Here is a 13780-nt window from a genome sequence, read left to right as displayed (position 1 = left end):
TTTGCGGCCGTGCTTGCATACCCAGGGATCGAAATCCCCGCCGAGGCTTTTTGCCGCAACGTAAACTTTACCCGATCCTGCGCATATCGATTGAAAACGAGGGAGACGGGATGGGCAAGCACTTGGATTCCGAGGCTGCCTCCAGAATCGAAGCCGCCGCCGCCGACTGGTTCTTCCAGAGCAGCCTCGACATGTTCGTCCTGTTGCGGAACGACGTGATCATCCGGGTCAATCCAGCCTGGACCGACCTCACCGGCTGGACGCCCGAGGACACCCTGGGCCGCCCGATCCGCGACTTCTTCCACCTGCACGACACCGACGTGATCCACGCGATCTCCGATTCGCTGCGCAGCGTCGGCCAGGCGCGCTCGCAGCATCGGCTGGCCCGCAAGGGCGGCGGCTGGCTGTGGGTGCGCTCCCAGACCAAGGTGCTCCCCGGAACCGACGGAGACGACGGCCTGCTGATCGTCTTCCAGGACTTCAGCGAGGATCGCACCCGCGAGATCGCTCGCCAGCAGGCCGAACGCTCCAACGAGCTGCTGCGCAGCGCGGCCGGGGTTTATGTCTGGCGGTTCAATCCGCGCAAGGGCGTCTACGTCTTCGACCAGGACATCCCCACCCCCAGCGCGCCGCAGGGCGGGGTGCGGACCATGACCATGTCCGAGATGACCATGTCGGTCCACGCCGAGGACCGCGCGCGAGTGTGGGAGGCCTTCTGCCACACCCTGCGCACCGGCGAGCACGCGATGATCGATTATCGCTATCTCGACCCGGCAACCGACGCCTGGAGCCACATGCACGCGGCCTGGCGCGGCGTGCGCGGCTCCAGCCCCGACGCCTGGGACGTGATCGGCATCAGCCAGGACGTCACCGAGCTGGTCGCGGCCCGTGACGCAGCCTTGGGCGCGGCCGAGGCCAAGAGCCAGTTCCTGGCCAATATGAGCCACGAGATCCGCACGCCGATGAACGGGGTGCTGGGCGTCCTGCACCTGCTGAAGAACGAGAACCTGACCGACGACGGCCGCCGCCTGCTGAACGAAGCCCTGGGGTGCGGCGAGATGCTGTCGGAGCTGCTGAACGACATCATCGACTTCTCGAAGATCGAGGCCGGCAAGCTGGAGCTGATGCCCGAGCCGGTCGACCCGGTCGAGTTGATGCGCGGCGTCGTCGACATGCTGCGTCCTCAGGCTGAGGCCAAGGGCCTGTACCTGCGCGTCGAGGCGTCACCGGACCTGGGTTGGGCCGCCACCGATCCGCTGCGGCTGCGCCAGGCCCTGTTCAACCTGCTGGGCAACGCCGTCAAGTTCACCCTGGAGGGCGGCGTGGTCGCGCGGCTCTCTGGCCGGCGCGACGGTGATCGCGTCAGGCTGCGGTTCGAGATCGACGACACCGGCGTCGGCATCGGCGAGGAGGCCGGCAAGCAGCTGTTCGAGCGCTTCCGCCAGGGCGACGGCTCGACGACACGCCGGTTCGGCGGCTCGGGCCTGGGCCTGGCCATCTGCCGGCGCCTGGCCGAGCTGATGGGCGGCGAGGTCGGCTTCGAGAGCAAGCTGGACCGGGGCTCGACCTTCTGGCTCGAGATCGAGGCCGACGCCTGCGTCGAGCCGGAGGCCCACGCCGATGAGGCCGACACCGCGCTGTTCGCCGGTCTTCGGGTGCTGCTGGTCGAGGACAACGCCACCAACCGCCTGATCGCTGGCCGCATGCTGGAAGCCTTGGGCGCGCACATCACCACCGCCGAGGACGGTGTCCAGGGCGTGGCGGCGGCGCGCGCGGGCTTCGACCTGATCCTGATGGACATCCAGATGCCCGGCATGGACGGGGTCGAAGCCACCCACCGCATCCGCGCCTTCAAGGGTCCGGCCGGCGCCGTCCCGATCCTGGCCATGACCGCCAACGCCATGGCCCACCAGCAGGCCGCCTACCTGGCAGCCGGCATGGACGGGGCCATCGCCAAGCCGCTCTCTCCCACGGCCCTGGCCCAGGCCATCGCCACGGCGCTGACCAGCGAACGGCCGGGAACTCGAAAGGCGTCTTAGGACGAACGCCCTGCCCCTGTTCAAAGCGCGGTCGCGCGGTTAACCCTCCGCCCGAGGTTGAGTTCGGGCGCGCGCCCGCGACAGCGCCCCAGGGGGACCATGCTCTTTTCGTCACCGCTGTTCCTGTTCTTCGTCCTGCCGCCGGCGCTGCTGCTGTATTTCGCCGCGCCCAAGGGCCTGAAGAACGCCGCACTGCTGGTCGCCAGCCTGTTGTTCTACGCCTGGGGCGAGCCGGTCGCGGTCTTCGTGGTGCTGGCCTCGGCGCTGCTGGACTACGTCGTGGCCCCCCGCGTGACCACACCTGGCCCCGAGGGCGGACGCTGGCTGGCCCTGGGGGTGGCCGCCAACATCCTGCTGCTGTTTGTCTACAAGTACGCCGACTTCGCGCTCGACACGGTCCAGCCGCTGACAGGGCCGCTGCCGCACCTCAAGCTGGCCCTGCCGCTGGGGGTGTCGTTCATCGTCTTCGAGAAGATCACCTATCTGGTGGATCTGCGACGGGGCGAGAGCCAGCGGGCGAGGTCGTTGCGCGACTACCTGCTGTTCGTGTTCTTCTTTCCCAAGGTCCTGGCCGGGCCGATCATCAAGTATCACGAGATCGACGACGCCCTGCGCGAGCGCCGCGTCGACTGGGACGACCGCGCCTGGGGCGGCCTGCGCTTCCTGTGGGGCCTGGCCCGGAAGGTGCTGATCGCCGACGTCTGCGGCCAGGTCGCCGACCGCGCCTTCGATCCGGCCAACGCCCCGATGGGATTCGCCGGCGCCTGGATCGGGGTGCTGGCCTTCACGGTCCAGATCTATTTCGACTTCGCCGGCTATTCCGACATGGCGCTGGGTCTGGCGCGGATCTTCGGCTTCCGGCTGCGCGAGAACTTCTCCCATCCGTACGGCGCGGTGAGCTTCACCGAGTTCTGGAAGCGCTGGCACATCTCGCTGACCACCTGGATCCGCAGCTATCTCTACATCCCGCTGGGCGGCAATCGGCGGGGGCCGGCGCGAACCTACCTGAACCTGTGGCTCTGCTTCCTGCTCTCGGGCCTCTGGCACGGCGCGGCCTGGACCTTCGTGCTGTGGGGCGTCTGGCACGGGACCTTCATGGTGCTGGACCGCCAGAGCTGGTTGAAGTGGACCGAGAGGCTGCCCTCGCCTCTGCGTGTCGCCGGCGTCCTGGCGCTGGTGGCGATCGGCTGGGCGATCTTCCGCAGCCATGGCCTGACCCAACTGGGCGACGTGCTGTCGGCCATGGCGCGACCCGGCCTCGAGGGTCAGTTCCTGGCCGTGCGCAGCCACGAGGCCGCCGCCATGGCCATCGGCCTGCTAGGCGCCCTGATCGCCGCCACACCCCAGGTCCGGAGCTTGACCGAAAAGGCGGCGACGATCCCCTCCGCCCGCGCCGCCGCGTCGCTGATCATCGTCGCCCTGGGCGTCCTGGCCATAGCCAAGGCCCTGACGACGACGTTCAACCCGTTCCTTTATTTCCGGTTCTAGGGCGCGGCGATGAAGACCCTTCTCACCTGGACACCTCGGATCCTGGCCCTGGCCGTGCTGGCTGGCCTCGGCGTGAGCGGCGCCGCGGCCCTGCGCCCGCGCCCGGCCGACACCAGCCTCGTCGGCATGCAGCTTCCGCCGGACAAGGCCCCGCTGACGCTGAAGACACTGTGGACCGGCGAATACCAGACGGCCGCCGAAGCCCGCGCCGCCGCCGCCCTGCCGCTGCGTCCCAAGGTCGTGCGGGCCTACAATCAATGGCAATGGGACACCTTCGGCACGTCCTCGATGGCCTCGGGCTCGATCATCCGAGGCCGGAAGGGCGCGCTGTTCGAGGAGAGCTATGTCGAGGCCCACTGCGGCCTGCGGTTGAAGGTCGATCTCGCGGCCATGCCCGCCTACGCTCAACGCCTGCGCCGCGCTCAGGATTGGTTCGAGGCGCGCGGCCAGCGGTTCGTCTATGTCCTGGCCCCGATCAAGACGACCTGGTTCCTCGACAAAATACCGCCCAGCTATCCGTGCGCGCCGCCGAGGCGCGACAGCGTCTATCCTGTCGCCCGCCAGGCCCTGGCCATGGCGGGGATCCACTGGGTGGACGGCCGCGCCACGCTGGAGACCCAGCGGGGCAAGCTCGGCTACGAGTTCTTCCCCCGCAACGGCATCCATTGGAACCAACTGGGCGTGGCCTTGGCCGCCCAGGCCTTCAACACCGAGCTGAATCGTCAGGGTCTTCCGACGCCACCGCTGGCCTGGGACCTCGCCGAGGCGTCCGACGAGTCGGGCCTGGATCGTGACCTTTCCAGCCTTCTGAACCTGCGCCATCCGCCCAAGGGCTGGAAGGCCCCGGCGGTGACTGCCCGTCCCCTCGGACCGGGCAGGCTGACCATGACCGCGGTCAATGACAGCTTCTTCGATCCGCTGGCCCTGTTCCTGAGCCAGGCCAAGGTGGTCGGCCGGGCGCGCAACTACGGCTACCTGACCCTGGCGCCGGTGGAATATCGTGACGGCGTGGCCTATCCGCTGACCGCCACGCCCGACATCGTGCTGCGGGATCTGATGGCCGCCGACGTGGTGGTGTTGGAACAGGTCGAGAGCCAGACCGGCGGCGCGGTCGGTCGGAAGTTCCTGGACCTGGTCGAGGCCGAGATGGCTCGCGAACGCGCCTTGAACCGGGGCGCGCTGAAACAATCCTGACATCCCCTGTCGCTACAGGCCCGCATATTGTCTCTCGACGGAGGGAGCCGCCCTTTAATTGGCTCTCCCCGCGCCTAAATTGGTCTCGATAGTCCAGTTACTGGCGCAACCGCCGATAGGCGACGGGACTTGGGGATGGAATTGCGATGGATGACGGTCGGATCGCGGGGGCGGCGACGGCGCGCTACGCCCGCAAGAAGGAAACGATCCTGGCCGCGGCCACGGCGATCCTGAACCGCCAGGGCGTGCGCGGCATGACCCTGGCCGACGTCGCCGCCAAGGTCGGGCTGAACACCACCAGCGTCACCTACTACTACCGCAAGAAGGACGACTTGGCCGCCGCCTGCTTCATGCGCGGCCTGGAGCGCTTCGAGGCCATGGTCGAGGAGGCCGCCGCCGAGGCCGGTCCCGCCGCCCGGATCCTGAAGTTCCTGGACCTCTATCTCGACCTGAACCGCCGCGTCCGCCTGGGCGAGGCCACGCCGCTGACCAGCTTCACCGAGATCAAGGCCCTGAAGGAGCCCCTGCGCGGTTCCGTCGTCGGCGCCTTCAACGATCTGTTCCGCCGGGTGCGGAGCTTCTTCGACGACCCGTCCCTGGCCCACTTGGACAAGCGCCAGCGCAACGCTCGCACGCATCTGCTGATGGAGCAGGTGTTCTGGTCGGGCACCTGGCTGCGCCGCTATGACATCGAGGACTATGGCCGAGTGCGCGACCGGCTTGGCGACATCCTGCTGAACGGCCTGCCCGCCGGCGGCCGGACCTGGTCGCCCCTGCCCCTGCCCGACCCGACTCCGCTGTCGCCCGAGGGGCTGGAGTGGCGCGAGACCTTCCTGGTCGCCGCCACTCGCCTGATCAACCAGCGGGGCTATCGCGGGGCCTCGGTCGAGGACATCTCGGCGGCGCTGAACGTGACCAAGGGCTCGTTCTACCACCACCACGAGGACAAGGACGCCTTGGTCGCCGAGTGCTTCGAGCGCACCTTCACCGTCACCCGCCGCTCGCAGCTGGACGCTCGCGGCCTCGCCGCCGACAGCTGGACGCAGTTGGCCTCGACCGCCGCGGGCTTGGCCAGCTACCAGCTGTCCGAGCACGGGCCGCTGCTGCGGGCCTCGTCGATGGGGGCCCTGCCCGACACCCTGCGCCACGACATGGCCGATGGCTACGCGCGCGGCTGGCAGCGCTTCGCCTCGATCATCTCGGACGGGATCGCCGACGGCTCGATCCGCCCGATCGACCCCAGCATCGCCGCCCACATGATCAACTCGATGCTGAACGCGGCGGCGTCGCTGGGCGCCTGGGTGCCGGGGCTCGAGCGCGACGAGGCGGCCGAGCTGTTCGCCCGGCCGCTGCTGACGGGGGTTTTGGGGTAAAGGTTGCGACCTATTAACCATAGGCTGGCCCCGCCCCGCCGACCGCTGGTATCTTCAAGCGTCTGATTCGCTTGAGTTCCCCGCGTCATGACGACGATCAACCCGTATTCGTCGACCTACGCCCCCGGCCTGACCGCCGGGCAGACGGCGACGCAGCGCGCCAACCAGGCGACCGGCTACGGCCAGCCGCGCGACCAGAGCCCGACGATCAACACCCCGGCGGTTAACGTCACCCTGTCGGCCGCCGCGCAGGCGGCGCTGAAGGCCCAGACCGACTCCCGCACGATCGAGACCGTCGTCGCCGAGGCCCGCGCCCAGATCGGCGCGCAACTGAAGGCGGCCAAGGCGTCCAGCGCGCTCAAGGACGGCGACGCGACCATCGACCTCTCCGGCCTCGACCGCCGGACCCTCCACGCGGTGGCCAGCAACAAGGGTGGCCAGTTCCCGCTGGACCAGCAGGTCGTGGCGGCCCTGGCCCTGAAGAGCCAGCACGACGCGGCCTTGGCCGGCCCCGCCGCCCAGGCGCGGCTGACCGGCGACTATGCCAGCCTCTACCAGGCCGCTCTCGACCAGTCCGAGGCCGCCGGTCCCGAGGAGAAGGCCTCCGCCGCCTGGAGCCAGGAGCACGACGCCCTGGTCGAAGGCCGCAAGCAGGCCATCGCCCGCCCGGGTCTAGCGCCCGCTGGTATCGAGGATGACACCGTCGCGGCCTACATGACCGAGACCGGCAGCGCCGTGGCCGGAGCCAAGACCCGCGACTTCGGCAAGGTGGCGAGCGATGTCCGCACGGCCCTGGACAAGCAGTATTCTCTGGCCTTCGCGCCCGAGGCGGCCAAGGACCCCGACAGCGGCGAGATCGACTTCCGCCGCTTCGACGACCGTTCGCTGTCGGCCATCGCCCTGAACAAGGACGAGCAGTTTTCGGCCCACGAGATCAGCCAGGCCAAGGCCGAGATCCGGTCTCGTGACAGCACCGCGATCAAGGCCAGCTTTCAATCGACCGACGACGACGAGGGCGGCTTCGGCAAGGCGATGATCACCCGCTATGCCGGCATGACCGCCGAGGAGCGCGAAGCCGCCGGCTGGACCCCGGCGGTCTATGACAAGATGGTCGCGCTGCAGGCCTCGCGCGACAAGCTCGCCGAAATGTTCAACGCCGACGGCTCGCTGGCCGGGCCGCCCAGCCTGCTCGACTACCTGTAGGCCAGCCGGGCCGGTTCGGTCGCCGCCTTCGGCGCGTGCTCGTACTGGGCCAGCGAGGCGGCCTTCATCTCGATCGAGAAGCCCGGGGCCAGCGGCGGCATATAGGCCGCGTCGCGGATCACGCAGGGCTCGACGAAGTGCTCGTGCAGGTGATCGACATATTCGATCACCCGGCCCTCGTGCGTGCCGGCGAAGCACAGATAGTCGATCATCGACAGGTGCTGGACGTATTCGCACAGGCCGACGCCGCCCGCGTGCGGGCAGACCGGCAGCTCGTACTTGGCGGCCATCAGCAGCACGGCCAGCACTTCGTTGACCCCGCCCAGGCGGCAGGCGTCGATCTGCACGACGTCGATCGCCTGGTTCATGATGAACTGCTTGAACAGGATGCGGTTCTGGCACATCTCGCCCGTCGCCACCTTGACCTCGCCGATGCCGGCCCGGATCTTGGCGTGGCCGTAGACGTCGTCGGGGCTGGTCGGCTCCTCGATGAACCAGGGCTTGGCGAAGGCCAGGGCGTTGACCCAGTCGATCGCCTGGTCGACGTCCCAGACCTGGTTGGCGTCGATCATCAGGGTGCGGTCGGGACCCAGCACCTCGCGCGCCACGCGGACGCGGCGGATGTCGTCCTCCAGGTCGGCGCCGACCTTCAGCTTGATGTGGCGGAAGCCCGCGTCGACGGCCTCCTGGGCCAGGCGGCGCAGCTTGGCGTCGTCATAGCCCAGCCAGCCGGCCGAGGTGGTGTAGCAAGGATAGCCCTCGGCCAGCAGCGTCTCGCGCCGCTGGGCCTTGCCCTCGGCGCGGGCCTCCAGCAGGGCCAGGGCCTCGTCCGGGGTGATGCAGTCGGTCAGGTAGCGGAAGTCGATGGCCCGGACCAGTTCGGCGGGCGACATGTCGGCCACCAGGGCCCAGACCGGCTTGCCCTCGGCGCGGGCCCACAGGTCCCAGACGGCGTTGACCACCGCGCCGGTCGCCAGGTGCATGACGCCCTTGTCGGGGCCTACCCAGCGCAGCTGGCTGTCGCCGGTCAGCCGCCGCCAGAAGCCGGCGGGGTCTTCCTTGACCCGGTCCAGCTCCAGCCCGACCACCAGGTGGCGCATGACCTCGATGGCCGCCACGCACAGCTCGTTGCCGCGCCCGATGGTGAAGGTCAGGCCGTGGCCCTGCAGGCCGGGCGTGTCGGTCTCGAGCACGACATAGGCGGCCGAATAGTCGGGATCGGGATTCATCGCGTCCGATCCGTCCAGCGAGCGGCTGGTGGGGAACCTTACGTCGATCGTCCGCAAGCCAGTGATCCGGGTCATCAGCGGGGATCTCGCTTCTGGAAGGGGACGCAGGTCAAGATCTTACTCTCCAAGGGGGCTGGCCAAGGGGGCGTGATCCCCGAAAAAAGGTAGCGCTAACTCGCACGCACCTCGCGCCGAGGCAAGCATATTTGAAGTTACATTTCACTTGTGCACAAAAGGTGGGGCCGGAGGGGAAGGCCTCCGGCCCCATGCGCAGGCGCCAAGCCGGAGGAGGCTAGAACTTGGCGCGCACCCCGGCCGTAAACCGACGGCCGACGTTCTCGTAGCCGCGGGCATAGCCGTAGACGTTCTGGTCGATGCGGGCGCTGTCGGTCAGGTTCTGGCCATCCAGCGTCAGGCTGATGCTCTTGGTCAGGTCGTAGCCGGCCGAGAAATCCACCTGCCCGTACGAGTGGGCGTAGCTGCCGTCGCCGAAGGTCGAGGCGGTGGCGTTCACGAACTTACTGCGGAAGTTATAGGCCAGGCGCGCGCTCAGACGGCCGTTCTCGTAGTAGCCGACCAGATTGTAGCTGTATTTCGAGACGCCCGGCAGGGCCAGGGCCGGCCCGCCCTGCACCGTAGCGACGTCGTCGGCGCTGATATAGGTGAAGTTGGCGATCACCCCGAAGTCGTCGAACGGCCCCGGCAGGAAGGTCAGCGGCGCCTGCAAGCCCAGCTCGGCGCCCTTCAGCTTGCCGCCCGCGCCGTTGTCGGGCTGCGAGATGGTGAAGCTGCGCGGCACGGTCGCCCCGGTCTCGGTCAGGATGACGTTGATGTTCTCGCTGCGGCTGGTCGAGACGACGAAGTTCTGGACGTCCTTGTAGAACAGCGCGGCGCTGAGCAGGCCGCCGTGGCCGAAATAGTACTCGACCGACACGTCCAGCTGCTTGGCGCGATAGGGGTCGACCATCGGGTTGTTGATGGTGATGAAGCTGGTGTTGGCGTTGACCGTCGTCGAGGGCGACAGGGTCGACAGGGTCGGCCGCGACATCACCCGGGCGGCGGCGGCGCGCACGACGATGTCGTCGCTCAGCTGGTAGCGCAGGTTCAGACTGGGCAGCCAGTCGTGATACTTCCGCTTGATCAGCACGGGCGTGACGCTGGGCAGGGTCGTGGTCGACGAGCCCAGCGAGAAGCGGATCTGGGTCAGGTCCGGCGCGTAGCCCGACGACTCCTGGTCGGTATGGACGTAGCGCAGGCCGACATTGCCGGTCAGGGCGTCGTCGGAGGTCGAGAAGTCGGCGCGCAGATAGGCCGAGGCTTCCTTTTCACCAACGCCATACTCGTTGGCCAAGGCGCGAACCGGCGGCGCGACCTTGAGGATGGCGTCCAGCGGGGCCTTGGCGAACAGCAGGTCGGCGTCGGCCGACAGGAAGGTGTTCGGATATTTGACCGGGCCGTCATAGCTGTTGAGGAAGTGGTCGAACGTATAGCGCCGCATCAGGCTGGACGCGTCGAACGACGGCCCGTCGACCGAGTTGACGACCGGCAGGCCCAGCAGGCCCGCCAGCTGCGCGGCGGTGACCTTGATCTGGTTGGTGCCGAACACCTGCTTGCGGTCCGAATAGCGCGCCCCGCCCTTGATGCTGCGCAGGAAGCCCTGGCCGGCGTCGAAGGTCAGGTCCAGCTTGGTGTCCCAGTTGCGGTCGTCGATCGGCCGGTGGTAGTCGCCCGACAGGCCGATGCCCCTGAAGTTGGTCGGATCCAGCGGGTTGTAGCCGCGGTTGAAGCTGATCTGCGGCAGGTTCGACGGGTCCTGGCGGAAGTCGTACGAGGCGCTGGCGCGGCCCAGCACGGTCGGCACCCAGCTGTCGAACAGCTGCTCGGCCTTCGAGTACGAGCCCTCGCCGTTCACCTTCAGCCGGCCGAACTCGAGCTTGAAGCCCGTCGCGCCCGATTTCAGCGTGTTGTAGGTGTTGGAGACGGTGTTGGTGTTGCGATAGTCCACGCCGTCGGCGTCGAGATAGATGGCGTGCCCCGCGGCGTCGAATGCGCTGTCGCGGATGCAGCCGCCCGGCGCCACGCCCTGCTGGGCGGTCGGGCAGATGATGCTGGTGAACCGCAGCGTGTTGATCGGCTGGGTCAGCTTGGTCTCGTACTTCGAATAGAGCACGTCGCCGTAGATCTCGATGTTGTCGGTCGGCTCGAACTGGAAGCCGCCGATCGCGGTGACGCGCTTGGTCTTGCCCAGGATGATCCGCGTGCCCGCCTCGTGGTTGAAGCGGATGGTGTCGCTGAAGTCGCCGTCGCGATTGTAGTCGAGCTTGGGCGTGCGGGTCGCCTCGACGCCGTTCTCGAAGCCGAAGCCCCGGAAGGTGTCGGACCGGAATTCGCGGCGCTGGTAGTTGACGCCGACATTGACCCCGAACTTGTCGGAGAACAGGTGGTTGACCAGCACGGCCAACTGCGGCCGGACCTTCTTCGACTTCACCTCGTACAGGCCCTCGGCGCTCATCGCGATGCGATCGCGGCCGAGATCCAGCGGCTTGGCGGTGTTGATATTGACCGTCGCGGCCAGGCCGCCGCTCAGCTGGTCGGCGGTCGGGGTCTTGTAGACCTCGACGGCGCTGACGAAGTCGGAGGCCAGGGTGGAAAACTCGAAGCTGCGACCACCGCTCGGCGTGGTCAGCACGCGTCCGTTATAGAGCGTCTGGGTGAAGTCCGGGCTGAGGCCGCGGACGCTGATCTTGGAGCCCTCGCCGTTGGTGCGGGTGATCTGCACGCCAGTGATGCGCTGCAGCGAGTCGGCCAGGTTCTGGTCGGGGAATTTGCCGATGTCCTCGGCCGAGATGACGTCGCTGATCACCGAGGCGGTGCGCTTGATGGTGGCCGCCTGCGCCAGGCTCTGGCGGAAGCCGGTGACAATCACCTCGTCCACCGTGGCGGCGTCTTGGGCCGGCGTCACCGGAGCCGGCGCGGCGGCCTGCGCGTATCCGAAGCTCGGAATCAGAGCCAAGGCCAGCAGAGACGCTCCGCCGGCCAGCAGGCCTTTCTTGTGCGACATCGATCGATCCTCCCCTTTTTCGTAATCGTTTTTGTATCTGATTTTTTTGTTCACATTTGAAATGTTGTCAATCGATCATCTGTCGGGAATCTATATAAACTTGGTGGTAGCGCTACCTTTCCAGCCCATTTGGATGAAATTGTACTCCACTTATAAAATTCTAGTTGCGCGGACGGGACGATGACCGTCAGTTTGAGCGGCGTGGCGCTCGGCTCGACCAGGGCCGGACCGCCCTCCTCCCTTTCAGGACTCGCCCGATGAAGAGCCTTCGGATCCTGGCCATCAGCCTGCTGGCCGCCCCGACCCTGGCCATGGCCCAAGCCGATGGCCCCACCGCCCAGCAGCGTCGCGGGACCGAGGCCAACGAGCCGACCGGCATCGGCGCGCCGGCGGCGCGCGACGCCGAGGCGGCCGACCGGGCGCTGAACGGCTGGTGGCGCGACGCTGGCCCGACCCGTGACCAGCGCCTGGCCTGGTTCCGGCAGGCGCGGTTCGGGATCTTCGTCCACTGGGGGGCCTATTCGGTGCTGGGCGGCCAGTGGAAGGGCCAGCCCAATCCCGGCTATTCCGAGCACATCATGCGCGTGGCCCGCATTCCCCGGCAGACCTACAAGGACGAGGTCGCCGCCAAGTTCAGGCCCGACGCCTACGACGCCCGCGCCTGGACCCGGATGATGAAAGAGGCAGGGGCCGGCTATGTCATCCTGACCGCCAAGCACCACGACGGCTTCGCCCTATGGCCTTCGAAGGCCAGCGACTACAACATCGCCCAGGTGTCCGGCTTCAAGCGCGACCCGCTGGCCGAGCTCGTCACAGCCGCCCGCGCCGACGGACTGAAGGTCGGCTTCTACTATTCGCACGCGTTCGACTGGGAAGACCCCGACGCGCCGGGCAACGACTGGGACTACGACAATCCCGCCGGCGACAAGAAGCTGCACGGCGGCGCCGACTGGTGGAACACCTATCCGCAGTTCCTGACCAACACCGACCGCTATATCGACCGCAAGGTCATCCCGCAGCTGAACGAGCTGATCAGCCGCTACCACCCCGACATCCTGTGGTTCGACACCCCCGGCAAGCTGCCGTTCTTCCAGCAGGCCCGGATCGTCGAGGCGGTGCGCAAGGCCGATCCGAACGTGGTGATCAACGGCCGCGCCGCGCGGTCCAAGGACCTGAACCTGGGCGACTATCTGGACACCGCCGACCGCCCCGCCGAGCTGCGGCCCACGGCCGGCGACTGGGAGGCGATCCCGACCACCAACGAGTCCTACGGCTACAACGCCCTCGACCACAGCCATAAGAGCGTCGAGCACTTCGTCCGGCTGATCGCCAAGGCCTCGGCCAAGGGCGGCAACATCCTGCTGAATGTCGGGCCGCGCGGCGACGGCGTCATCGACGCGCCTGACGCGACGATCTTGGCCGGGGTCGGCCGCTGGATGAGCGTCAACGGCGAGAGCATCCGCGGCACGACCCGCACGCCGCTGGACCGCCAGGCCTGGGGCGACAGCACGGTCAAGGGCGACCGGCTGTACCTGCACGTGTTCGATTGGCCAAAGGACGGGAGCCTGCGTGTCGGCGGCCTGCTGAGCCCGCCCAAGCGCGCCTATGTGCTGGCCACCAAGGCGCCTGTGGCGGTGCGCCATGTCGGGGGCGCCGACTACGACCTCACCCTGCCCGCTCAGGCCCCCGACGCCGCCGACAGCGTCATCGTCGTCGAGACCGACGGCCCGGTTCGCGGGGAGGCCGGACGCCTGCTCGAAACGCGTTACGGCTCCAACCAGCTGCTGGCCTTCGACGCCAAGGCCGAGGGAGACGGCTTCAGCTATGGCGACGGCAAGACCGCGCGGTTCTATGTCGATGGGCTGGAGCGGCCGGGCAATCGCCTGGTCTGGTCGGTGCGCGCGACCCAGGCCGCGCCGGTCCGGGTCCGCCTGCGCTACAGCACGCCTGACAAGACCCCGCCGGGCCGCGCCGTCGTGCGCTACGGCGCCACGACCCTGACCGCGCCCTTGGTCGCTACCAACGGTGAGAAGGACCTGCGCGAGGTCGACCTGGGCCTGCTGCCTTTGACCGCCGGCGACCTGGCCGACCTGTCGCTGACCCTGGAGGGCGCCGACAAGCCGGTGCACGTCTTCGACCTAAGATTGGAGCCCTGATCAAGACCACTTCCGTCCGCCCTCGATCATCGGCTAT

General features: G+C 68.0%; 8 protein-coding genes. 6 read left to right on the top strand and 2 right to left on the bottom strand.

The features are described from left to right. Positions 1 to 110 precede the first annotated feature (110 nt). The 5 genes from ASC70_RS07950 (at position 111) to ASC70_RS07930 (ending at position 7297) form a co-directional block, all read left to right on the top strand. Positions 111 to 2039: an ATP-binding protein gene (locus ASC70_RS07950; RefSeq protein ID WP_056048600.1), complete on the top strand. Its 1929-nt coding sequence runs from the start codon at positions 111 to 113 to the stop codon at positions 2037 to 2039. Positions 2040 to 2138: 99 nt separating this feature from the next. Beyond that, complete coding sequence (locus tag ASC70_RS07945; RefSeq protein WP_056048597.1) at positions 2139 to 3527, top strand: MBOAT family protein; 1389 nt, start codon at positions 2139 to 2141, stop codon at positions 3525 to 3527. A 9-nt stretch (positions 3528 to 3536) separates the two neighbouring features. After that, the gene (locus ASC70_RS07940; RefSeq protein WP_056048593.1) at positions 3537 to 4721 is read left to right on the top strand and encodes a hypothetical protein; all 1185 of its coding nucleotides are present in this window, start codon (positions 3537 to 3539) and stop codon (positions 4719 to 4721) included. Between the two features lie 146 nt (positions 4722 to 4867). Continuing rightward, positions 4868 to 6094 carry a TetR/AcrR family transcriptional regulator gene (locus ASC70_RS07935; RefSeq protein WP_047409935.1) on the top strand — a complete coding sequence of 409 codons (1227 nt, stop codon included), beginning with the start codon at positions 4868 to 4870 and terminating at the stop codon, positions 6092 to 6094. Between the two features lie 87 nt (positions 6095 to 6181). Further along, entirely contained in the window at positions 6182 to 7297 is a 1116-nt protein-coding gene (locus tag ASC70_RS07930) for a hypothetical protein (protein ID WP_056048590.1), read from the top strand. Here the strand turns inward: ASC70_RS07930 and ASC70_RS07925 are convergent. Together ASC70_RS07925 and ASC70_RS07920 are read right to left on the bottom strand one after the other, a co-directional pair. Beyond that, positions 7288 to 8601 carry an L-fuconate dehydratase gene (locus ASC70_RS07925; RefSeq protein ID WP_056048587.1) on the bottom strand — a complete coding sequence of 438 codons (1314 nt, stop codon included), beginning with the start codon at positions 8599 to 8601 and terminating at the stop codon, positions 7288 to 7290. The two genes, ASC70_RS07930 and ASC70_RS07925, sit on opposite strands and share 10 nt — an antisense overlap. Positions 8602 to 8818: 217 nt before the next feature. Further along, a complete protein-coding gene (locus ASC70_RS07920; RefSeq protein WP_056048582.1) occupies positions 8819 to 11587 on the bottom strand; it encodes a TonB-dependent receptor in 2769 nt (922 codons plus the stop codon). Between the two features lie 257 nt (positions 11588 to 11844). Between ASC70_RS07920 and ASC70_RS07915 the strand changes: the two genes are divergently transcribed. Next, complete coding sequence (locus ASC70_RS07915) at positions 11845 to 13743, top strand: alpha-L-fucosidase (RefSeq protein ID WP_056048579.1); 1899 nt, start codon at positions 11845 to 11847, stop codon at positions 13741 to 13743. Positions 13744 to 13780 lie beyond the last annotated feature (37 nt).

Source organism: Caulobacter sp. Root343, from assembly GCF_001425745.1.
Classification (GTDB): domain Bacteria; phylum Pseudomonadota; class Alphaproteobacteria; order Caulobacterales; family Caulobacteraceae; genus Caulobacter.
The sequence above is the reverse complement of the archived record's forward strand: the minus strand, read 5'-3'. Positions and strand labels throughout refer to the sequence as shown.